This is a genomic window from Paraburkholderia sp. SIMBA_054 (genome assembly GCF_046534875.1).
Lineage (GTDB): Bacteria > Pseudomonadota > Gammaproteobacteria > Burkholderiales > Burkholderiaceae > Paraburkholderia > Paraburkholderia hospita.
On record NZ_JAWRXV010000001.1, the window covers coordinates 448,506 to 470,801 of the forward strand.

The 22,296-nt window shown below is 57.1% G+C and carries 16 protein-coding genes; 4 read left to right on the top strand and 12 right to left on the bottom strand.

Annotated features, from left to right (window positions below; genetic code table 11):
• Nucleotides 1-7 precede the first annotated feature (7 nt).
• From SB822_RS02590 to SB822_RS02645, 12 genes are all read right to left on the bottom strand, one after another.
• On the bottom strand, nt 8-796 hold the full coding sequence (locus SB822_RS02590) for a TrbG/VirB9 family P-type conjugative transfer protein (RefSeq protein WP_410854060.1): 789 nt from the start codon (nt 794-796) through the stop codon (nt 8-10).
• A 59-nt stretch (nt 797-855) separates the two neighbouring features.
• The gene (locus SB822_RS02595) at nt 856-1,545 is read right to left on the bottom strand and encodes a type IV secretion system protein (protein ID WP_410854061.1); all 690 of its coding nucleotides are present in this window, start codon (nt 1,543-1,545) and stop codon (nt 856-858) included.
• 351 nt (nt 1,546-1,896) lie between these two features.
• Nucleotides 1,897-2,973 carry a hypothetical protein gene (locus tag SB822_RS02600; RefSeq protein WP_410854062.1) on the bottom strand — a complete coding sequence of 359 codons (1,077 nt, stop codon included), beginning with the start codon at nt 2,971-2,973 and terminating at the stop codon, nt 1,897-1,899.
• A complete protein-coding gene (locus SB822_RS02605) occupies nt 2,970-4,502 on the bottom strand; it encodes a type IV secretion system protein (RefSeq protein WP_410854063.1) in 1,533 nt (510 codons plus the stop codon). Before SB822_RS02605 ends, SB822_RS02600 begins: the two co-directional genes overlap by 4 nt.
• A 2-nt stretch (nt 4,503-4,504) precedes the next feature.
• A complete protein-coding gene (locus SB822_RS02610) occupies nt 4,505-5,278 on the bottom strand; it encodes a hypothetical protein (protein ID WP_410854064.1) in 774 nt (257 codons plus the stop codon).
• A complete protein-coding gene (locus SB822_RS02615; protein ID WP_410854065.1) occupies nt 5,265-7,772 on the bottom strand; it encodes a VirB4 family type IV secretion system protein in 2,508 nt (835 codons plus the stop codon). The genes SB822_RS02610 and SB822_RS02615 overlap by 14 nt, the downstream gene beginning before the upstream one ends.
• Before the next feature lie 327 nt (nt 7,773-8,099).
• Nucleotides 8,100-8,429 (bottom strand): hypothetical protein, encoded by a 330-nt coding sequence (locus SB822_RS02620; protein WP_410854066.1) that lies wholly within the window; start codon nt 8,427-8,429, stop codon nt 8,100-8,102.
• Complete coding sequence (locus SB822_RS02625) at nt 8,398-9,387, bottom strand: ATPase, T2SS/T4P/T4SS family (RefSeq protein ID WP_410854067.1); 990 nt, start codon at nt 9,385-9,387, stop codon at nt 8,398-8,400. The genes SB822_RS02620 and SB822_RS02625 overlap by 32 nt, the downstream gene beginning before the upstream one ends.
• A 200-nt stretch (nt 9,388-9,587) precedes the next feature.
• Nucleotides 9,588-10,217 carry a DUF4400 domain-containing protein gene (locus SB822_RS02630; protein ID WP_410854068.1) on the bottom strand — a complete coding sequence of 210 codons (630 nt, stop codon included), beginning with the start codon at nt 10,215-10,217 and terminating at the stop codon, nt 9,588-9,590.
• Between the two features lie 4 nt (nt 10,218-10,221).
• Nucleotides 10,222-10,764, bottom strand: a complete 543-nt coding sequence (locus SB822_RS02635) for a hypothetical protein (protein ID WP_410854069.1) — start codon at nt 10,762-10,764, stop codon at nt 10,222-10,224.
• A gap of 36 nt (nt 10,765-10,800) precedes the next feature.
• Complete coding sequence (gene traD / locus SB822_RS02640; RefSeq protein ID WP_410854084.1) at nt 10,801-12,636, bottom strand: conjugative transfer system coupling protein TraD; 1,836 nt, start codon at nt 12,634-12,636, stop codon at nt 10,801-10,803.
• Nucleotides 12,620-13,879, bottom strand: coding sequence for a TraI domain-containing protein (locus tag SB822_RS02645; protein ID WP_410854070.1), 1,260 nt, complete (start codon nt 13,877-13,879; stop codon nt 12,620-12,622). Before SB822_RS02645 ends, traD begins: the two co-directional genes overlap by 17 nt.
• 1,683 nt (nt 13,880-15,562) lie before the next feature.
• Between SB822_RS02645 and SB822_RS02650 the strand changes: the two genes are divergently transcribed.
• The 4 genes from SB822_RS02650 (at nt 15,563) to SB822_RS02665 (ending at nt 22,206) form a co-directional block, all read left to right on the top strand.
• Nucleotides 15,563-16,891: a replication initiation protein gene (locus tag SB822_RS02650; protein ID WP_410854071.1), complete on the top strand. Its 1,329-nt coding sequence runs from the start codon at nt 15,563-15,565 to the stop codon at nt 16,889-16,891.
• A gap of 1,930 nt (nt 16,892-18,821) precedes the next feature.
• Nucleotides 18,822-19,523, top strand: a complete 702-nt coding sequence (locus tag SB822_RS02655; RefSeq protein WP_410854072.1) for an AAA family ATPase — start codon at nt 18,822-18,824, stop codon at nt 19,521-19,523.
• Nucleotides 19,510-20,520 (top strand): ParB/RepB/Spo0J family partition protein, encoded by a 1,011-nt coding sequence (locus tag SB822_RS02660; protein WP_410854073.1) that lies wholly within the window; start codon nt 19,510-19,512, stop codon nt 20,518-20,520. The genes SB822_RS02655 and SB822_RS02660 overlap by 14 nt, the downstream gene beginning before the upstream one ends.
• A gap of 297 nt (nt 20,521-20,817) precedes the next feature.
• Nucleotides 20,818-22,206 (top strand): hypothetical protein, encoded by a 1,389-nt coding sequence (locus SB822_RS02665; protein ID WP_410854074.1) that lies wholly within the window; start codon nt 20,818-20,820, stop codon nt 22,204-22,206.
• Nucleotides 22,207-22,296 lie beyond the last annotated feature (90 nt).

Sequence of the window (22,296 nt, forward strand, 5' to 3'; positions counted from 1 at the left end):
GTCGACCTCAGTGCGTGTTTGCTACTGGCGACGACCGTTGCCACCAACGCTTCGGGGCGCGGTCTGATGTGATCGTCACCACCTGATCGTTAAGCTTCAGCTGGAAGCGATCCGCGAGCCGATCCATCACGACAAAGTCATCACCGCGGATGTGGTAGTCGACTAACTGGAGCTTGTTATTGCTGTCCAGAAGAAACAGCGCGGGCTGATCCTGAATGTGCGGGAGGTGGATGTACGTCTTCGAGCCGTTGTCGAGCACCTCCAGCGGTCGGAACGGTGCGTCGCCTTCAATCGTGTAGCCGTAGTGGTAAGTAGACGGGTCCGCCGGCGGCGTCAGGATCTGATCGTTCAGGCGGGTTTTCTCCGCGATAAACGCCTGCGCCTGTGACTGCGCACGAAGTTGAAGCGCCTGCTCCTCTTCCGGATAGACGAAGCCCACCTTCTGATAGAACTTGCCGCCGACCGGCGAGGAGCGCAGTTCAAACTCGTACGTACGCTTGTTCGTCACCAGCGTCATGGTGGTCATCAGACCAGGGCGCACAGGTTTTACGTAGAGATTCTTCGGGCCACCACTGACACGCCATTGGATAGTGTCGCCCAGACCAGGCTTCTCTGTGATGCCCTCGTCTGCGCCGAGCTCGATGTGCGTACCTGAACCAGCCATGGTGAGCAACGTGTACACCGCATCCGCGCTATACGTGAAAGTCACAATCCGGTTGTCGGTCGGAAGCGGCACAGCGTCTTCCGGGCCGTATGCGGCATTGGCAGCGGGAGCGATGCTAGTCAGTGTCGCCACAGCGATCACGAGCGCAGCCGCGATTCGACGGGTTCTCGCAGACGCGATTCGACGGGTTCTCATTGTGTCGACTCTTGATTGTTGTTGAAGCTCGTAACGTAGAGACCAGCAGGGTTCTGGGTCACTTGCTCTTGGGTATGGGGAGGCACGCGCGTGAAAGTGATCGTCATCACCCAGACCGTCTGCGTCGGCTGGGCGCCCGGACCGAGACGTTCCGTCAGCGAGTAGCGAAGCACTGCGGTGTCGTTCTTGATGAAATTCACACTCAGCCGCTTGTATGTGCGACGCAACGACGGGTATTGATGAAGGCGAGCGAGCGGATTCTGTTGATGGATCAAATCCTTCAACTGATCGGCGGCATCCCCAATCGCGAAGTTGCCTGCGGTAACGAGTCGGTCGTTGATGACCGACGCATTGATGTCCGTGACGTTTTCGACCCATTCAGACAGGAAATAGGCGATTGCCGGCTGGTCTGGGGTGTAGTTGTCGACCGCGGCGAAATCTGGCGACAACGACCCGCTGCCGGACTCGTGAATCACGACGGTCTGCACGCTCTTGAGCGGCTGCATCACGAGGATGACGCCAGCGAGCAACAGGTTGAGAATGAATGAGAGGACAGTCAGCCAGTAGCTTCTGTCGCTCTGCAGCTTCAGTTTTCCCCCACGCTCGAACCAGTTTCGAGCAGCTGCTTCTTTCGGTGGCCCCGGTGTAAAGCTAGTCGGTGCTGCGGTATTCGATGGTGTGGACATTGCGCGTGTCATCCAGGCTGTTGTAGTGCATGCCTAAATGTTGCCCGGTGAAAACCGGCAATTTCCGCGGAATGTGAGGTCTGTTTAGCCGGGTTTTAATTGCTCGCACTGCTGTGCGATAACAACGCCACTGCGCCCCGCGCGATGAGGATCACGGGCTTATTTTGCGCAAAGAGTTCGGGGCACCAGTCCCACGGTGAGACAAAGCAAAATCGTTAGTCGTTGATTTACTGGAGGATTTTTGGATGTGACACGCCGCAGAACAGCAATTTGGCGTGCCCTACCACCAACTCGGCAGTCAAGCCGACGGGCAGCGTGGAGACGTGACGGTGTCTTTGGGGCACGCCGTTGCTATTTGCTCATGCCCGCGATCATCCTCGCGAGTTTCATACCGTCATTGACGATACTCACCTCTTGCGCGTGACCGTTGCCGAGCAGCTCTGCTGCCATGTGGGGGATCTTGAGAAACACATTTCGCATCACCCAGACGAGACCCAGCAACGCCACGGCCGAACCGAACTGAATCCCGGTTGTACTGGTCGCCGCCGCAGCAGTTTGGGTGCTGAACGACACGATCAATGGCTGAATCAGCGACAAAACTATCGAGATCAGCGACTTGTAGAAAAACGCGGCCATGGTGAAGCCTAACCACTCCATCATGAGAGGCCGGGACCACGGGGTCGCCGCGGCCGCAACAAAATAGGGACCAACAACTATCCCCACCCCCATGAGGACGGACCCGAACAGCATTACACCTATCAACTCAGCCAACGCTACGGCCGCGAAAGCAATCGCGGCAATTATGACGGTGAGCATCATGAGGGCATACAAGACGGTCCCGAGGCCGCTGGTCTGCATGGGCATGCAGACAGTCGCAACGAAGATCGCTTCCATAGCCGTTACCAGGCCGTTGAACAGAGAAATGCCGAACTTGGCGATCGCGGTCGTGAGACCACCAGTAGCGGAGACTCCCATCGAGTCAAAAATGCCTTGCACTCCGGATAAGACCGAGCTGTACTGGTTCAGAACACCTGCACAGAGGGCAGCTGGTGCAGCGGTCTCCATTAGAAGCGAAACGTAGTTGCTCGAACCGTCGGCAATGTATTTCAGCGTGGACCACAGGAGGAATGCGGACGCGAGAATTCCGCCAACGACATAGGCGCCGGTCATTAAGCTGCTCGCGGTCGCGTTCGCGAACGAACTGATCGTGGCATCTGCATCCACAAATGGAGTCAGCAGAAAGTTGACCACCGATCGAAGCGTTTCAGCACTCGCGTTGACGGCAGCGATAGATGGGCAGGATCCCGGCGCCGGCGCGGTATCAGCGTACGCCAACCCGGTGAGCGTGATAAGAATCAACGACGCGAAGCATCGCTTTGCAAGCCTCACGCCATCGAGTGTCCCGTCTCTAAGAATATTCATGTTCAAACCACGAACCCGCCGGCGCCGCCGCCGCGGGGCATGCTTGCACCCGAGCCGCTACCGCTCGCGCCCGATGCATCAGATACGTCCTTGAATGAGACATCCTGTACATCGCCTTGTGGGCGGAATCTCATCGAACCGGCTGACGTACTTGTTGAACCTCCCGTTGCGCCGCCGGATTGTGAACCAGCTCCGGACGAACTTGGAGATCCCGCCAATGCGGGCGCACCCGAAGTACCGCCAGACCCCAACGCAGTCGAAGGATTGAAGGATCCGCGCTGCGTGCTCACTGTCGGACCGCCTCCGCCTGATCCGCCCCCGCCGCCGGGGGACGGACCGCCAGACGGTGACCCCGCGGGACCCTGTCCGCCCTGCTGCGAACGCGCGTCGCGATCTGCCTGACGCTGAGCGCGATCTTCCTTTCGTGCTTTGTCCTCTTTGATATCGTAGGCCATCTTTACAGCCGATCCGACCGCCTTATTCAAGCTCGGCGGCGTCATGCGATGGCCACCCACAAGCGCGGCAACGATTCCCGGGACTCCAAGGAAAATGTGCCGCATCACCCACATCAAGCCAACGAGTGCGATGACAGTCCCAAGAGGGAGGCCGGTCGTTCCATCGTATGTCGTGACCTGATTCACCACACTCGATATGACACCGTTCATTAGCGCGAGGATAATAGTGATCAGCGTTTTATAGAAAAACGCTCCCATCAGGAAACTCAGCCACTTGTCCATAAAACCGCGCGACCAAGGCGTCACGCCGGCGACAACGAAGTAAGGGCCAACCGTGATCCCGATGCCCATCAGAACCGACCCCGTGAGCAGAACGCCGACAAGCTCGGCCAGAGCAAAGATTGCAAGAAACACTGCCACTACAAGGCAAGCAACGTTCAGAAGCGCGTTGAAATAGACGGCCAACGACTGAAAGAAGTTGGCGCAAGCAATACCGTTAAACTCGGCTACGATGCCGTGAGCGATCCCGGTGAGAAACCCGGTAAATAGCGCAGCGATCTGCCTTGTAAGGCCACCGCTCAGTGACCCTACCAGCATCGACTGGAATATCCCCTGTACTCCATTGACCACGGTTGCGTAGTTTTTCAGAACCGCGGCCCCGATCGCGACAGGGATCATTGAGTCCATCGCGAGGGAAATATAGTTATCCTGGCCGTCAGCTATATAGCGCAGCGTCGACCACAGCAGATAACCACTGGCGAGAATGCCCCCGACGACGTACGCCCCGTTCATCAACTGGCTGGCCAGCCCGAAAGCGGTGGTGGCGATCGTCGTATCGGCGTCGTTGAACGGTGCGAGCATTGTGCCTACAACACCCACGAGCGTGTCCGCTTCAACCTTCCATGCGTTCGAGGTCGCACATCCACCGCTGCCGAGACCGAGGAGCGATCCCACGGCGCCCGCGACGTCTGCAAATGCATCGGTCGCAAACAGGCATCCAAAGGCTGCGACCGCGACCGCGGCGAGTATGCGCCAATATCGGGCGATAGCGCCGCTCGAGCCGTTGCCGTTTCTGGACATGCTCAGTAGCCCATGATCGTCGTGGTGGTCGGCGCATTGTTGATGAAGGTCTGCGCGTCGGCCTGCTTTGCGTCCGAGTAGGCTTTGAATGCGTTCCCAACCGCCTGCGTCTGACCCGTCTCCTTCGCCTCGGCATATGCTTGCTGGCGAACAAGCGTCGAAATGCCCTGAAGTGTCGCCTGATTGATCTCGGCAAGGTTATCCAGCGAGGCATTAGTCGCCTGGATCGCGTCGTTTGTGCCCAGCGTGCCCGTATTTTTCAGGGCAATCGACTGTCGCTGGGATATCGTTTTTTGCAGCTCCTGCGTCATGTTCGTGTAGTTCGCGAACAGCGAGTTGGCATTCTGTTGACCCTGCTGCGCCGCCTTCGCAAGTGCACCCACATAGTCCGAGAACGAGCCATCCGTCCCAGTCGCCGCATACTGCGACATCACGTTCTGGACGAAGTTGGCCTGCCCACCAAGTTGCCCCATCAGAGACTGGTCGACGTTCCACTGCGACTGCAATGCGCCAATGTCATTTGTGATCGACCCGATCCCGTTGAGGTTCGTCAGGGTGTTCGCGGTGTTCTTGATCGAGTTCTCGAGCATCTGCGCGCTACGGATCGCCTCCTCGATATCGAGGGACTCCGACTTCACCGTCGCGATCGCAGTCTGGATGTTTTGCGCGAAGTTCGTGGGGTCGAACACGATACCGCCCCCGCCAGCGAACGCGCTGTTAGTCAGGCCCGCAAGCGCGAAAGCCGCGCTGATCAACAAGACGCTACGCTTCTGCATTTTCAAACTCCATGTTTTTGACCCGGCCGGCTGCTTCGAGATACTCGTCAAGCCAGTTCGGGTTGCTTTCTCTGGTATCGGCGTATTGTTTGAAGATCGCCTGGAGGTGGGCCTCGGACCGCAAGAAGTTCAACGATTCCGGCGTGAAGGCCGTCTGCACAACACGAGTGAACTTGTCCTGCACAAACATGTACTCGCGCTTCGGGCGCAGATGCTTGATCATGTTCACTTGCGCATCCGAAAGACCGAAATTGACCTTGTAATACTCACGGTGCATTTCGACCTTCTGGTTGTACATAAGAATCGTCGTCTTGATGTTGTCCACCAGTGACGATTTAATCTCACCGTTGATCGAATCAGGCGATTGAATGGTGAGCCAGAGGAAAGCGTTTTTCTTCCGGAACGTTTTCAGCCAGTCAGCAATGGCAGCAGCAAACTTCGGGTTCTGCAGGAGGAAGCTGGCTTCTTCCAGGTAGATGAACGTCACCTGCTTCGGATCCGCGCTCAGGCGAATGTCGATTTGCCGGAAGGCGTACTCCATGAACATGTCCATGAGAGGCGGGATCTTCGACAACTCCTTCATCTCGATCGTCGTCCATTGCGACAGTTCGAATTCGTCTACCTCGTTGTCGAAGATGTCGTACGGACGCCCGTGCAGCCACTCGCCCAGCGCTACTTCGAGATGGCTCGACAGACCTGCTGCGAACGTGCTCAGCGTCTTCGAACGATTCTTGCTGTCAAGCATCTCGACGATCCCTTTATCGATCTCCTCCTTGTCTTTCGGCGTGCAGTCGTGGCCCGAAAGGTCGAGCAATCGCACGATGAAGTTGCGAATCCATGCACGCCCCTGCGGCGTACCGTCGTCGAGCGCGAACGGGTTGAGCTTCATCTTTCCCGCCTGGTAGTCCAGGTTGGCTCCGCCCATCAAGCCCGTCACCGTCCGGCAAGAATGGTCGCGGTCGAAGATGAATATGTTTGCCTTGGGGTATTTGGTGAACTGACTCGCAAGGAAAGTCACGAGGGTCGTTTTGCCCGACTCCGTCGGCGCGATCAGGATCGCGTGGCCTACCTGGCCGACGTGCGGCACGAACGAATATTTTCCGCCGTAACTGTCGACGAACATTGCGTGTGCTGGCTGCTTCGACCCAAAAACTTCGCTGAAGTACGGATGATGCGATGGACCGGGATTCATCGTGTAGATCGGCGCGATATCTGCCACGTTGTCCACGCCGAGCAGGTGGTACCGCGACTGCATCGCCCATTGCCCCGGTAGCATTGCTGCATAACTCGGGAGCAGGTTCATGCGCTCACGAATCGTCAGCAGAGTTTTCTGCGACAGGATTCGCTCGACCTCTTTGCAACGATCCTCCAGATCGGACTGGTCACGATCGAAAAGCATCACCGACACATTAACGAATGCCGAAGGAGGTCCGCCCTCATTGAGACGAGCCAGCGAGCGCTCGCACTGCTGATACAGGCTTGCTTTACCAGCCATGGGCTCAGGCTTCTTCCCGGTGACCTTCGACATCACCGTACTCATGAGACTGTGCTGCGTCATCTTGTGGAAGTTGCGCGTCTCGGTGATTATCTTTGCGCTCGCCTCCCTGCCCATGCATCGAACGATCTGCGTAACGAGCATCTCGTTATCCGAACTCAGAAGCCCCTCAAGCATCATTGGGTTCGAATTGCTGGGCCATTCCTTGATCCCATAGACTGCCGCGTACCGGTCGCCTCGGTTCCCCGTAAAGCGCAGTACGTCCTCGCCAGCCACGAGTTCGTTCGCCGGCAGGTAGCTGTCCAGCATCGACTCCATCGGACGGTTGACCACCTGCTCGGGCGACGCGGGATTGACGATCTGGAATAGTGCATTATCCATACGTCGCATATTGAGGCGGTGCATCTTCAGTGCCGGAGTCGTGCCAACGAAGCCGGCCAGCACCTGCTCGAACGCACGAATGTTCTGCGCGAGCTGCTTGGCGTCGCGCATGAATGCGGAATTGACGGATACAGCGCCGAACATCGATTTTACGAAGGCGGCGATAGGGTTCATCCCTTCTTCGTTGATCATCTGCGACGCGCGATCCATGAAACCCGAAACACCCGTGCTGCCCGTGAACAGCACAAACAGCCAGTGCTTTACCTTGTAGAAGCGACCACGACGGAATTGCTGCGAGTAGGCGTCGTCGAGCCGTTTCGCAACTTCGTTATCGAAGTGGCTCTCGAGGTAGCTGTCGTCCTTGCGCCGGAGCGTGCTCCACCAGAGGGTCACGCGCTCATCGAAATTAGACCCGATCGCATGTTGCAGTTGCTCGGTTGCGTAATCGATGAGATTGTCGTCGACGTTGTCGGGGTCGAGGCCTTCATACTCGAAGCCCACCATCAAGGAGCCGTCCTTATTCAGGAGCATGTCATCCGTGACGTAGACCATATAGGGGAGCAGTTCCTGAAGCGGCCGCTCCTTCTTCCCCATGTCTTTGTAAAAAGGCTTCAGCATCGCAACCCCCGACCAAATCCCTTGGGTCGCGCGCCGCGACCCCTAAGCTCCTCGCGAGACCACGGGTGATAGTGATCCGCGGTGGAGCTATAGATCTTGTAAATCTTCATGATGTACACGTCCTTCCGGTAAAGGACCTTCATGAAGGCGTGAACCCCTGCGCCAACGACGAACGGGATGACCGCTGCCCACGGCTTCCACTGAAATAGGAAGAACGCAGCCATGGCGGCCGGCCCATAGATAGCCACAACGGCCGTCGCGCTCATACCGTCGGACATTTTCGGATTCACCAGGGCGCGAACGATTGTGCTTTGGCGCATGAGTTCGTCAGATCCCGGAGCAGCTTGCCTGCAGACCGAACTGGGCAATCAGGTAACCAACAATGCCGGCCAGCACGCAGGGCACGGCAATCTTGATCGTGAGGTCCGAGAGTTCGTTCTTCGAGTTCATGTGAGCCACGGCCCACATCAGCAGGGCGCCCATCGCGACGATGCCGACGATGTATTTCAGGATCTGGGGAATGATGCACAGACCTGAAAGGTTGGCCCCGCCCACCGATTGCGCGAACGCTGCCTGACTCACCACCATGGTGGCCGTGATCAGTGCCGCTTTGAGCGTCGGCGACTTATGCAATTGCTTCAGTTTCGTAAACGCCATTCTTGACTCCCTTGACTAGAACGATTTCATTGACTTTGCGGATACTCTTGATCCGCCCTTCTACTTCTTCGGTGTGCCGCGTCACGTGCACGACCACGTGCACCGCGCTAGCTATAAATTTTTGCGCTGCCTCCCCGGACAGTGTCGCGTTCTCCGGGACGCTCATCTGAAACAGCATCTCTAGCGCAGCAAGCGCGTGCGTCGCCGAGCTCGCGTGAATCGTGCTCAGTGATCCGTCGTGGCCTGAGTTGAATGCGCGGATGAGGTCGTATGTTTCGGTGCCGCGCGTTTCGCCGAGAATCAGGCGGTCAGGTCGATAACGAAGACACTGCTTGACCAGCAGTTGCGCGGTGACATCTGCCTCGTGATTCACCAGGAAGGGCATGTGGTTCGGCAGCCCCGGGTGCAGTTCGATCGAGTCTTCGATTGTTGCGACGCGTTCGTAGCCCGGAATCTTTTTGAGCAACGCGTTGACGAGCGTCGTCTTTCCCGATCCGGTCGCTCCCGCGAACATGAAGTTCTTCCGTCGCTTGATGAAGAGGTCGATGAGTGCGTCGGCCTGATCTCGCGAGAGCATGTCGCGGCGGACCAGTTCTTCAAGGTCGGCTCGGGTCTCCGGTGGTTGGTGCTTTCGGATACACAGCGATGACCCGCCGTGCGATGCCGGCTCGAGCGTTCCCGCTATACGAAGATTGCCGACGGATGCCGATATGACCGCCGATGTTGAGTTCTTGGTGGGGTCCTGGTCTACGAGCTTGCCGACCTGCTTGATTGCAAATTCAATATCGGAATTCACAAGCGAGACCGAATCCATGCTCATCATTTCGCCGGCGCGCTCGATAAATACCCTCCCCCCCGGGTTGACCATGATTTCGGTCACCAGCGGGTCGTCGAAATATCCCTGCAGCGGGCCAAGTGCCTTGGAGAGATTTTTCGTGAGTACTTCGGACTTTAGCATTGGGGCTCCGTAAAAGAGTTCGAGGGCTCTCGCACTCGCTATGGAAGCCATTTTGGGTTTCTGGATCGCGCTAGTTCCCTCGAAAAACCGGGCGAAACATTCACCATTCGATTTTTCTCGATTCAACGCGCGAAAAAAAACCCGGCGCTGTGCCGGGCTGATAGATCGATGCGGTGAGGCGCGTTCGCGAATAGCTATTGCTATGAACTGCGCTGGAAGTTCGCAGTTGTAATCCAGGCGAAACCACCCAGGAGACAGAAGAAGCCACTCATGAGAACGCCGGTCAATGGAACCGGCAGCATCGGAACGTAGATCATCCAGCCGATCGAGAGCGAAAACAGCGTGCCCCAAACGTTGAAGGCCAGAGGGTTATACGAGCCGAATTCATACCGCTTCTTCGCCCGGATAACGAGACCGTCGACCATACACGGTGCGGCGATCCCGAAGACGCCTGCCAGGTATAAAGGCCAAAAGGCCGTCCATCGCCATATGAGGCGGTACGTGAATAGCCAGAATTTGCTGAACCACTTATGGGTCATCCCGCCCATCCATGAGTACCCCGACCAGCCGGTGTCTTCAGCACGGAGTGAGCTGGAGAGTGTCTGTCGCAAGATACCTGTCTCGACGAACCAGGAATTGAAGTGACCACTGGCACGTTCATTGATCTGCGCGACATCCCGGTCACATTGTTCGACCAGCTCGACTTCTGGCGGCTGCACCTTAAGCGATTCAATCGAGCAGAATGCGGGAAACAGCAGCGCGCTCAGTATCGGAGCGATCAGCCACCAGAAATAGATCTGTTTGACGAACGGATTCGTGCTTTGCGCCATGATCTCAGGCCGTCACGTTTGTATTGCGAGCGACTACCGCGCGTACAAGATCGCGGCTGATGTATTCGGGCAGAAGGCGCACGCCCAGCAGAAGGAGCGATTCGCCTTCTACCACGTCAGGTACCGGGCGCGATCCCTTCGAAACCGAGAGAGGCGACTCAGCATAGCGGCGACAGAACTCTGAAAGGGGTTCGTGCAGCGGATCCCACGCTATAGTGCCGGTGTCCACAACCGTCGTTACGGCGAGGTCAAAGACATCAGTTGCGCGCTCAACCAACGCTAGGACGTATGCCTTGAAAGGGTCCTCTCGGCGGCCCATCTCCGCGGCCTTGAAGGCTGCTATCGCGTCTACGAGGCAGTCTTTGAGGAGGCTGCCACCGAGGTTTCCGGGCAGGACTGACCCGAGGTGCATCGAAACGTCATTCGACAGTTTCTTCAGGTCCGGGTGTCGCGTCCATAGATCGCTCGCGGCAGGATACAGTCCCGCCTCTCGGGCGACTTGAGTCATCGTAACCGGGCGAATCTGATGTTCAGAGAGGCTGTCCATTTGCGTATCGGAATGAATCTGGGTTCGTTAGCAGGGTCAATTGATGATAGGGAATCGGCCTTTGTACAACGTACTGCCACCGATGAACGCGAAGTAGTTAAACGGCGGCAATCGCGTTAGCAGATCCGGGGATACAAGCGCTGCCTCACTTTCATCGAGTGACCGGCCGGCCGTCGCCTTGAATTCACTCGGATTCGACACGCTGCCTGCACCCGTGCTCTGTGACTCCTTCATCTGCCGGAAGCCTGTCTTGCCGAACGAATCGGCGATCCATTGCGCAGTCTCATAGTCTTTGAGGCGCAATGAGATGACGTTGTTAAGGTTACCCAGCACCTGCCGCGCCTTGTCTTCACTGCCGAGACGCGCTGCGAAGTCGGCCTTCGTTTGTGTCGCGATAAAGCACTTCATGCCTGCACCGCCGCCCTTGTTCAGGATCTGGATAAGCTGGTCGTTGAGCGCCTCCGACGCCTCGTCGACGAACAGGTACACATCCTTTTTCCCGTTGCCGAAGTTGTAGATTTCACCGCATACGCTTGCGAGGTCCGCGAGGATAATCGACCCGATGGCCGAGCCAATCGTCGCATCGGAAAGCGAGTCGAGCGCGATGTAGCACACGCAGTTCTCTTCGATGATTTTGCGCGTGTCGTACATGGGACGCGTATCGTCGAGATCGCTCGGATTCGGAGACAGCATCTTTCCGACTTCGTCAGAGCCGAGCATTTCGAGGATAGGCTCGAGCACCTGAATCATCTTCGAATAGTGTTCTTTCGAGTGCTCCACCATTGCGATGAGCGAGTCGATGATTTCGTCGATCTTCCCAAGCGAGACCGTCATCTTCTTGTACATCGAGATCTTTGCAAGGACCGGCCGGGGATCCTTCTTGTCCATGTGATCGGAAAGATCCTTGTCCCAGTTCGGGCCAGCGTCATGGTGTTTCACCATCCACAGGCCAAGGACGGTCTCCAGAAGCTGCTCTACGCCTAGTTGAGCGTAGCGCTTGACCGATTGGATGTTTGGACGCTGGCCAGCAGCGACCATGCCGCGCATGATCGTGTACAGGGTTTTCCAGGCAAATCCCTGAAACGAGCCGTCCGCATCAACGAGTTGGCCGAGACGCGAAGCGATGTTCGCGATGTTGTTCCAGTTTGCGAGCGGATCGAGACGGATCGATTCGGAAGATCGCGCTGGATGGAAGAACAGGAACTTTCGCCCTGCACGTTCACATTCCGCTCGGCAGCGCTTCTCCAGATCCTTATCGCCTTTCGGGTCAATGATGAAGACGGTTTTTTTCTGGTAGATCAACTGGGTAACGATCAATTCGTACAGTCGAGTCTTACCCGCGCGGGTGGTACCCGCTATTAGCGTGTGACCTTCCAGCGCGTCAAACGGGATGCCGATCGCGTAATCGTCGGGCTCGATGCCGTGAATCCAGGGGACCCCTACAGCAGTGTCCTTAACGGGCTCCCAATGAGCGGGAGTCAAGCGCTTGACGACAGCGTCGGGTAACCACTTGGGAATGCCCGGAATCTCGTTCGAGCTTCTCCGCATGATCTTTGTCGCGATCTCGGAGTGATACTGTTCCCACTTAAATCCGTTCCCGAGAAACAACATCCCACGCTGGAACATCTCATGGGACTGCGTAAGGGTGTTTTGCAGCGACTTCTTCTCGACCCGGTACCCGCTCAATGAGAGACGGAAACGGTAGAGGTCGGCCGCGAGCCTGAAACGGCAAAAAACCATGAAACCGGATGCCAACGCCGGCACGTACCAGAACGGTGGCTGGGTCAGCGCAAGCGCGCCAGCGCCTGCTGCCCAAGTCGCTCCAGCGCCGACGTCGTAGTTGGGGCGGAACATATCACTGTACGTGCGCATCGACTTCACCTAAGAGAATTGCGGCTGTCTCGGGAGTCAAGACAAGAATGGTTCGTTTCGGCGCCTGCATCGTGAAATGACCGGTGCAGAACTTGTGGTCCTTCAGGTCCGTAACGATGTCGCCCGGCGAACGACCGAGTCCCTTCACCGTGTCGACCGTGACGTGCATGCTGCCCTCTTCGGTCACCGTCCACGTCTTCCGGAGGTTTTCGTAATCTGCCTTCAAACGGATCGCGGTAAAGACCTCGGCGACGTGCGGGGGCGCTTTTGAGAGCATCTCGCGAGCCTTTTCGTGAACCGGGTTAGGGGCTGGCGCTGACGTTGCGCCGGGAGCCTCCGCTGGGCCCGGAGCGACCGCCTCGGTGGGTGTCGAGGGGTCACCGGACGGCTGGGTAGTCGCCGCCGTGGACTCACTAGCCGTAGCAGGGTTCGGTTGTGCCGCCGGCGCCGCGGCCGGCGACGCCGGTTGAGATGGCGTGACGATGGCTGCAACGGACTCGGAACTGACGCCGGGTGGCATCGCTGCCGGGGTATATGGCCCAACCGCTGCTTTGCGCTCGAACTCTCGGGCTAGCGTCTCACCCTCATATACGGTCAGCCATAGCGGCGATTCCTTTCCTGTCTTCTTAGCCGGAGCGATGGCGTCGTACATGTCCCGGATGACCTCGTAGTCGAAGTACACCCACGTGCCGGCCCGGAAGATATCTGCGGAGAATGCGACCGCGTTCGCTTGCGTAATGATGACGTTGTCGGTACGCCAAGCGATCTCGTATCGCCCGCGCGAGTCGACTTCGCGCAGCCACCTGTACAGCTGCGGTGCGCGGTGATACGGGTTCCAGACGAGTTTCTTGCCGGGTTCGCCTGTCGAGACCTGTACACGTGCGTGGACGGTCGCGGGTACCGACGCCAAGGCGGCAGCGAACGCAGCGAACTTGTACTGTTCTGTGAGCTGGCGTCGGCGCTCGGACCCTTGCCCATTCGCGAAGACTTTTGTCGTCGTGTGCCGAAGAGCGAACAATGCGGAGGTCATCCCGAAACGGAGGGCGCCGCAGGGCTCCGCATACGCGTCCCTTTCGAGCGGGCACTCCAAGACATACTCAGCCAGCTGCGTGATGAGCGGCTTGTAGAAGTCCTCGAACTGCGAACCTTTCATACCAGCCGCTGTGTTCAGCTGGTCGATCAGGCCCGTACGCTCGTCGACTGATTCGATAAGTTCGGTAGGGGTTCGGACTTTGAATTCCATGCGCTGATCGTACGGACGACAGCAACTGGAAACCGTCCGAATGATGGGGCGGATAGCGGAACATTCGCTCCGCAATCGACCGAACTAGCCAGCGAGAAAAATCCCACGGTGGGACAAAAATGAGTCCCTCGATGCTTGATTTCAAAAGGGAAAGTTGCGGGCAGCGCACACCAAATCGCGTTTTCGTGGCGTGAAACGCACGCAACACAGGAGTGTCCGCGTCAGGCTTTGGCGTCATTCCTCGCGATCGATTCCGCTGATCACATGTGAATTGGAGGGAGGCTGCCGGCGAAGTATTTTTTTGAGGCGGAAAGTGTCGCGAGCGTTGATATCGGCGTAGGGCCGTGCGGGGTTGGTGTGCCGGACTTTTCTTATAAAACGCACGAAGCGCTTGTTTAAGTGTTTATTAGACGCTTTAAGAAGTTTACAAACATTTAGGAGCCGTCGAGCGTTGATGGGTATGGGTTTCCGGGCGGTTAGGTGAATGGAATTGGTAGTCCGGGTGAATGTCGATGGTTCGCAAGGTGAGCGTCCCTGGTAGGAGGGGGTAACGTCGTTGGTAGCTCAGGGGTGTGTATATGGTAGTGCGGGTGAATGCCTTTGGTGGGCGGGAATGTCGTGCTCGAAGCTCGCCGTTGCCGCCGGAAAACCTCTCTCTGCTTTGCTCAGTTGCAACCTTTACCCGTTTTAGGCCTTTTTACAGGCTCGCGCAACCCATTTTCTACAATTCTTATGGCGTACGCGTCGAATGGTGAATTGCTTTGGTAGTGCAAAAGGAGGTGCGCTCACGCGCTGGGGTGAACGTTATTGGTTGCCAAACCGTGCTGGTGACGCTCATGACGCTGGTCGGAGGTCGTGACGAGTCAGGTGAACGCCATTGGTAGGCGTCGTGGGTGAACGTCATTGGTAGGCGACGGGTGCCCCAACCCATCGACGCGACATGCACAAACGTTTTGCGCGGCTTGTTACGTCGGCGTTCGCGGACTGTTGGGGTGAATCTCCTTGGTAACTCTGTCAGGTGAATGCGCTTGGTAGGCGGCGCTACTGCTAGATGCCCCTTTGCTGTCATCGAAAAAGGAGAAAGGTGAAGGTGGTTGGTAGTTTGTAGTGGCGTAAAGGGACGTCGGCTCGGGCACCCTTGAGGTGAACAAGATTGGTAGTTTCCGACCTGGCGCCAGTTCAACACGTCGATGAGGGCCGCGGTATTGCGGTCGCTTTCGTCGAGATAAGTTCGCGGCGGGCGGCGATTGGCCTCTTCGGAGCGGCTGCTGGGTGAAACGTTTTGGTGGCGTCTTCGATGCACGAAGGTCGGCTTGTTGCATAACGTTTTCCACTAGAGCTCCGTCTTACAAGGCATTCAGAAAGAGTAAGCGCTCACCAGGGCGGCTAAAGGTGAAAAGACTAGGTTTGCGTTTTCACCAATATCAGTCAAAATGAACCCGTCGAGAGATCAAAAGGTGAAAGCGATTGGTTGTTTTTCCAGCCCGTATTTCGCGAATCTTGTGGTAGGGGTGAAAGCCGTTGGTCGATCCATTGATTAAACAATAAGCACGTAAAGCTGTGAACATGGGTGAGCTTCGCGAAGTAACCGATTGATTTGAAAAGTATCGTTTTGACCATGGACCGCTGGCGGCGGTCAGCCGTGGTTGTTTATCTAAAACCGAGTGACGAGATCAACCGACAATGGCAAAGAACAAGAACACGCAGGCTACTGAGGGGCAGATCCAGCTTTTCAGCGTTCAGCAGCATCCAGAGCCTTTTCGGAAGGCCGTACAGGCGATCCACATTGCTCCGAAAAAGGGCACGATTTCGCTGCAGCAGCAACGCATCTGGAATGGACTGATCAAGAATGCAATTGAGCAGAACAAGATCGAGCAGGACACCTACAACAGAGACCTCGACGAATTCTCGATCCCCTTGCAGGACCTCATGAACCAGGTTGGCTTGGGTAACAGCAACAATCGCGACTATTTCAAGGAGACGGTTCGTTCTCTCCTGAGTACGGTGGTTGATTGGGACTACCTTGACGGGAAGAGCCAGAAGTCGTGGAACGCGACCGGCCTGCTGGCAGGCGTCACCATCGAAGGGTCCATCCTACGCTACGGGTTTTCTAAGCAACTGCGGGAAGTGCTGATGAATCCGGCTGTGTACGCCACGCTCGATATGCGGCTGATGCGGGAGTTTCGACGCGGTCACTCTGCAACGCTCTGGGAAAACGTTGTCCGTTTCAAAAGGGTCGGCAAGACGGGCAAGATACCCGTAGATACACTCCGCGAAATCTTCGTGGGACAGGATTCCGACAAGAGCTCGTATGCGGAATATAAGATCTTCAAGCGGGCCATACTGCTTCCAGCGCTCAAGGAGATCAACTTGCTGACAGAACTCGACGTGCGGATGGAGGAAAGCCGGACGGGACGCTCAGTTAGCGAAATTCAATTTTTTATGAGCCCGAAGCCCAACGCGATCCTGCTTCCAGACGTCGATCTCGAACTGCTCGCGGCCGTCGCAAAACTTGGCATCCCGAACTCCGAAGCAAGGAATTTGATTAGCGCGCATGGAGGGGAAGATGTGCAAAGGGCTCTCGACTACACCAGGGAACGGATAGCCAAAAAGTCGCTGGCGCCAGTGACGAGCGTCGCAGCTTATTTCCGGCGGGCGCTTGCCGAAGGATATCAATTGGTCGAGGTGGCCCGTACTGCCCCGCAGCTTGATAAGCCAGTCGCAAAGGAGAAGGAGAACAAGCCGACGGCAAGTGAGATCCGCGCCAAGATCATTGCGGCTCGGGTTCCAGAAGCAAAAAATTATTTTGCTGAGTTGGACACCGCGGATCAGACTACCCTAGTGCACGAGTACAACGGGCAACAGTCGATTCGTAAATGGCAAGTGTCCACGACGAAATCGCCAAGCGAAGGCGCAGAGAAAGCGTTTTACGATTGGCTGGCTCGGCGCACATGGGGCGAGCCTTCTGAAGAAGACATCGTAGCGTTCTTACTCAAAGGCGGTGACGCTTAATAAAATACTTCGCTGAAATGGCAACAATCGCGCACACATTCAACCGCGCATTTAAGACTGAGTGAGTGATGCTCCAGAAGGAGCGGCGGGAGTCTAGGGCGGCTCCCGCGACAGATACTACATATCTGCGCGCTTCGACGCAAGATGTCCACCCTCCCCCTTCCATGCGTGGCAATCGACGCGTGCGGCCCCGGTCCCTTAAATAGCGTGGGGGCCACTAAAAATAGAAAAACATATATTTGTTAAATTATCGACGCCGAGTCAGCCTGGTGGTGCACAGCGAAATTGTACTACCCGGCGCGCGACTGGCTGACGACCTCACCCCTCTTCCAGCATCCCCGACAAACGCAACTTGCAACGTTGCAGGCCGCAGGTCGTCAACCGGTGGCTTGAGCGGCACCTAGCCGTGGCCACTCAGGCTTCCTGTTCATACTTCGACGGACGAGGGAGCAGAGGTTCTGCAACGTTGCAGATTGCTGCTCGCTCAGCAAGACGCGCCCGATAAGCATGCGCTGCAACGTTGCAGAACGACAGTCGAATCTCGCAATGCTGTTCAACTAGAGATCCTGCAACGTTGCAGAATGCGATGCACCGCGCTTGGGACAGGCCATCACGGCAGCGTGCAACATTGAGGATTAGGGTTCGGGTGTCTCCAGATGATGCCCACCCAATCATGACTCTCTGCAACGTTGCAAAGTGCGATCAACGATCGGCGAAAACTTCCGCACGTGACAGTCTGCAACGTTGCAGACCGTCGTTCAGCTGCATGACGAGAGGCGTCCGCCCGACTCATACGTCCTGCAACGTTGCAGGAATCGATACTGGAGCGGACACCGTTCGAGAATGCGTTCCTGCAACGTTGCAGAGCAATTCACTACTCGTCGGAAGCGTTTCAGCCTGCAACGTTGCAGGGCATTCGTCGGGTCCAGGGCTGATCTTGTTCGGTCGGTTGATGGCGTGCTGCCTGGTGAACGCGGCCGTTCAAACGTGTTTCTGCAACGTTCCAGGGGCGCGAATTGACGAAGGCCGCACACAGTGAATCATCGCGGTGTACGACTTTCCCAAGCGCCGCTCGCTTGCGGAGTGATGGTTATGCCGGCACGACGTCCTGCAACGTTGCAGGAAACACTTCGCAACGCGGAATTTGCCCGGCCCGTGCGCTCCCGCTTAGCAAGAGCCTCTAACACCACGTCATGAGCGACCAGTGCATCGCAACGTTCCGGATCGAATCCGCGCGCGGGCGGCGTTGAGCCCCGCGATCCTGCAACGTTGCAGGATGCAGGGGTGAATCTGTTACCAGCAGCGTTGTGATGCCACTGCAACGTTGCAAAGTAGCAGGTGCGCGCGACGCGCTACTTAGGCGCGTGGTCGAATCGGTATCGCATGCTCACAATCGGTCGACACTGTTACGCCTTAGATTTAGCGGTGGATCCGGACGTGAGGATGTCGTTCCTGCAACGTTGCAGTGAGCAGTACACAGTGCAAGATTCGCAAGGACGGCATGTTGCTGCGCCGGGATACGAGGAGTGGGGAAGTGCGGGTCCTGGGGCGTTGCTACGTCGCAGTGCGAGACTTAGCCCGAGGGTGGGTCCTATTGTGCCCTGCAAATCCCGTGCTAGATCGCCGCGTGATTTTCTGCAACGTTGCAGTGGGGGATGCTGGGCCCGTCAGGCGTTCCGTTCCGGCTACGCTGCAACGTTGCAGAACCCAGAATGTCATCAGCCGCCAAAAGGCGATTCAGCGTTATCCAATTGCCTGCTGGGTTCAGGATCGCCATTTTCGCGTCGAAATATGTCGTTAATTAGCTATTGTGCTATTTTCAACTTTGAAAAGTTCAAGTAAATTCTAGGTTGTCGCTTGTGACGCCCATGCATGGGCGCCGTGCGGGTTTGATCGAACGGGTCCTTACATTTAAGAAACGAGGTCGAAAATGGGAATGGTTGTGGCGATAGCCAACCAGAAAGGCGGGGTCGGGAAGACAACGATCGCGATGAATCTAGGGGCCGCATTTGCGAGAGGCGGGTACGCCGTCTATGTGGCCGATGCGGACGCCCAGCAGTCCTGTATGAGTTGGGCTGCAACCACCGACGTCGACTCACCATTGCCGTTCCGAGTCGGGAGCATCAACAAATTGGGGCCGAACATCGGGCGTGAGATAGCGAGCCTGGCCGAACAGTTCGATATTGTTGTCGTTGACTGCCCGCCCAACATCGAAGATCTGACAACGGGCCGCGTCCTTGCGGTTGCGGACGCCACCGTTGTGCCCACCCATACATCTCCGCTGGAGATGTGGAGTAGTGAAGGGATGATTGCGCTGATCGACCGCACCCGGCTAAACAACGAAGAAGCCAAATTCGCGATTTTGGTTAATAAGAGCGCGAAAACCTCGGTTCTGTACAAGGGGCTGAGGAAGCTTCTTGAAGAGTCCACGGTTCTCCTGCTGGAGTCGACCGTGAACGACCGGCAGGCTTACCCACAAGCAGCGGCGCACGGTAGGACGGTGTATGACGTGACAGGCGTGCGCGGAAAGAAACAGGCCCAAGCAGAGATTGACGCTGTAGCAGATGAAATCCTTGCCCTGATCAGCGGCGAGCACCCGAAAGAAAAGGAGACGGCAAATGCGGAAGATTGATCTTGCGAGCAAAGTCCGGCGCGGCTTGCACGCTGAGCGCCAGTCGGCCGAGATGCGCCTTGACGAAAACGCCGTCGCTGAAACCGCGCGAGAGGACGCTGCACCTGTCGTTGGATCCACAAACGACACAGGCCGGCCGGCGAGTTCGGCGAGCCGTTTTAAGGTCGCGATCTCGCAACTTGTATCGAATCCCTTTAACCCGCGAACCTTTTACAACGCGGAAACCATCGACTCTTTGTCCAAGAGTTTCGATGTTCAAGGACAGATCGAAAGCATCAAGATCACAAAGCTTCCGCAGTTTCCGGACAAACTGGTGATCGTGGACGGAGAGCGCCGTGTCCGCGCCGCGAAATCCCGTGGTGATGAGTTTATCGACGCCGAATGGTGCGAAGAGAACCTCGAGTTCAAGGCCTTGTATCTGCTCGCCTATCGCGCGAACAAAGAACGCGATCAACAGACCATCTTCGACGATGCTGTAGCGTGGAAAAAGCTGATCGAAGAGAAGGTCTACAAGGACTACACGGAGTTGTCGATCGCCATCGGGGAAGAATCATCCCACGTGAACAAGGTGATGCTCCTCGCAGACCTGCCACAAGTCTTCTTTAACAAGATGGCTCAGGCTCCGGTTCCTATCGGAAAGTCGCACGCTTATAACCTTAAGCTCATTCACGACCGAGCAGGCTTGGCTGTAGCGGAGCACTGGTTGCAACAGGTGATTGAAGGCCGCGCGAGCGTGCGCACTTTGGAGCAGGTTGCGGCGCCACAGTCCCGTGCAAGCGCGCGACGACCCCATTATCAGTCGCGGGTTAAGTTCGCGAGCGCTGCCGGGGTCGATCTCGGCGAGATGAAACTGTTCGCGGATGGACGCACGGAACTCAGCCTAAAGGGCATCCATGGCGAGGCGCAACGGACACTCGCAGATCGCGTGCAAGTCTTGATTGAAGATTGGAGCCGGGAATTTACGGATCAATCGACCAGCGAGAGCGAAACAGCGTAGGGCTAGATGTTGGTGAGCGTCGGGAGACCTTTGAAGGTCCGACAACGTTCACGCGGTATACTTGTAAGGCGCTTGACCCTGTCGAGCGTCGGGTTTGACGGCCCGGAAAAACACATCGGCGTCTGTGACATTGGTCTCAACGCGATTCCGCTATGGTACGCCGCTTTTTGCGGGTGGGCCTTGGGGAGGGAGCCGGAAGGCTCGCCGGTTCTGTGTGACCGGTCCGTCAACCTTTTCATGAGCCCGCCCACCCCATTTGACGGTGGGGCGCGGGTGATAATCCACACAGGAAACACCATGCGTACCGAAGGCGTAAGCCCCGAAATGCTGGCCGCCGTGCGAGATAGCCACGCCGGCCTAGTCGCATCAGCGATTCAGACATCTATCCCGACCTCGCCCTCGTCATCGGCGATTTCAACGGTCGATGTCTCTGGTCTAGGGAGTCACTCTCAACTGCAGAACCCTCGCACGTCTATTTTGGCGCGGCTATGCGCGACAATCCTTGCAGTCACAGCAACGGGTACCTCCGCGGCGATAGCGATCGTGGCCGGCTGGGATCGCGGCGGAGAGGTCACAGAGCGTCTGGCGTGGACCTTCGTTGGGCTCGTACTGCTCCTGAGTGCGCATCTGATACCCGCGCTATGCCGAATTCTGCCAAAGACCGCAAAGATCGCAGCCATGGCCATTTGGCTCTGCTCCATGGTGGCGACCGGATACGGTCACGCCACATTCTTTGTAATGGCCCAGCAGCATGCCGGGGAGACGCGCGCGGAGGCGGTGAAGGACGCGCCGGCTACCGAGCAGGTCAAATCCTTCGGGTTTCGGGGGCTTACTGAGATAGCGAGTGATCGAGCTCGAACGGAACAGAATCTGGCTCGTCTGCAAGCACAAACATGCCGCGACTATTGCTCCGCTCTGCAAGTGAGGAAATCATCGCTGGAGTCTCGATTGAGTGCACTTAACGTTGAGTTTCAAGAGTCTCAACGTCGCGAGCGTGCCATTGACGCGGCGGCCGCGGATCATGCGCGCGTGGTCGCACGCCGCGAGTCGCTGGCGGCAGATCCGGTAACGAGACTTGTCGCCGGGATGCTCGGGGTCACAGTAGGAACCGTCAATCTGATCGTAGCGCTTTCATTTGGTTGGTTACTGGAGAGCGTCGGTTGCCTGGCATGGCTACTAGCATTGCCTCGCCCTATGGCCTGTGTGGCCGGGGGTAGTCGCGCGAGTCGTGCGACTGAGTCGCGACTGACGACTTGCAGTAGTGCATCCTCAGATCCTGTCACGACTACGGGAGTAACGAGCGTGGCATCATTTGCCGGACCCGCAGTCGACGAAGTAACGCTTGAGGCGGGATCCGATCCGAAAGAGGTCGGAGACGACACAGCTCAGTTGCAGACGAACAGTGGCGAAGCAATCACCGACGAACAAAAGAAAAAGCTAGATCTGGCTCTAGTTACAGCCGCAGTCGCAGACGGCAGAATCAGGCCTACAGTCGACGACATCAGACGTTTTAGGCGTTGCGGGCAGTCCTACGCGGTGGAGTTGCGACGTGAATATAAATCGCAGATGCAACCTGCCACGACCGAGTCTCAATCGACTGAAGAGCGCAGGGCGCCGCCGGTTCTCGCGTGGAGCCGTAGTTCCGAGATCGACCGCAGCAAGACTCGCGATGCCGCGGTAGCGTGACAGGCCGACGAGGCGTCTCAGTCAGATAGTCATGTGTTTGCGCTGGACCGCGACGCCTCCCAACCAATCCAGATCGCGAGAGCGAAAGGT

Bases quoted from the DNA above. Each gene is read 5' to 3' on its own strand.
- SB822_RS02665 (WP_410854074.1), top strand. From the start codon at position 20,818: ATGCGTACCGAAGGCGTAAGCCCCGAAATGCTGGCCGCCGTGCGAGAT.
- SB822_RS02630 (WP_410854068.1), bottom strand. From the start codon at position 10,217: ATGGCGCAAAGCACGAATCCGTTCGTCAAACAGATCTATTTCTGGTGG.
- SB822_RS02595 (WP_410854061.1), bottom strand. From the start codon at position 1,545: ATGTCCACACCATCGAATACCGCAGCACCGACTAGCTTTACACCGGGG.
- SB822_RS02610 (WP_410854064.1), bottom strand. From the start codon at position 5,278: ATGCAGAAGCGTAGCGTCTTGTTGATCAGCGCGGCTTTCGCGCTTGCG.
- SB822_RS02655 (WP_410854072.1), top strand. From the start codon at position 18,822: ATGGGAATGGTTGTGGCGATAGCCAACCAGAAAGGCGGGGTCGGGAAG.
- SB822_RS02660 (WP_410854073.1), top strand. From the start codon at position 19,510: ATGCGGAAGATTGATCTTGCGAGCAAAGTCCGGCGCGGCTTGCACGCT.
- traD (WP_410854084.1), bottom strand. From the start codon at position 12,636: ATGCGCACGTACAGTGATATGTTCCGCCCCAACTACGACGTCGGCGCT.
- SB822_RS02635 (WP_410854069.1), bottom strand. From the start codon at position 10,764: ATGGACAGCCTCTCTGAACATCAGATTCGCCCGGTTACGATGACTCAA.
- SB822_RS02620 (WP_410854066.1), bottom strand. From the start codon at position 8,429: ATGGCGTTTACGAAACTGAAGCAATTGCATAAGTCGCCGACGCTCAAA.
- SB822_RS02615 (WP_410854065.1), bottom strand. From the start codon at position 7,772: ATGCTGAAGCCTTTTTACAAAGACATGGGGAAGAAGGAGCGGCCGCTT.
- SB822_RS02605 (WP_410854063.1), bottom strand. From the start codon at position 4,502: ATGTCCAGAAACGGCAACGGCTCGAGCGGCGCTATCGCCCGATATTGG.
- SB822_RS02650 (WP_410854071.1), top strand. From the start codon at position 15,563: ATGGCAAAGAACAAGAACACGCAGGCTACTGAGGGGCAGATCCAGCTT.
- SB822_RS02625 (WP_410854067.1), bottom strand. From the start codon at position 9,387: ATGCTAAAGTCCGAAGTACTCACGAAAAATCTCTCCAAGGCACTTGGC.
- SB822_RS02645 (WP_410854070.1), bottom strand. From the start codon at position 13,879: ATGGAATTCAAAGTCCGAACCCCTACCGAACTTATCGAATCAGTCGAC.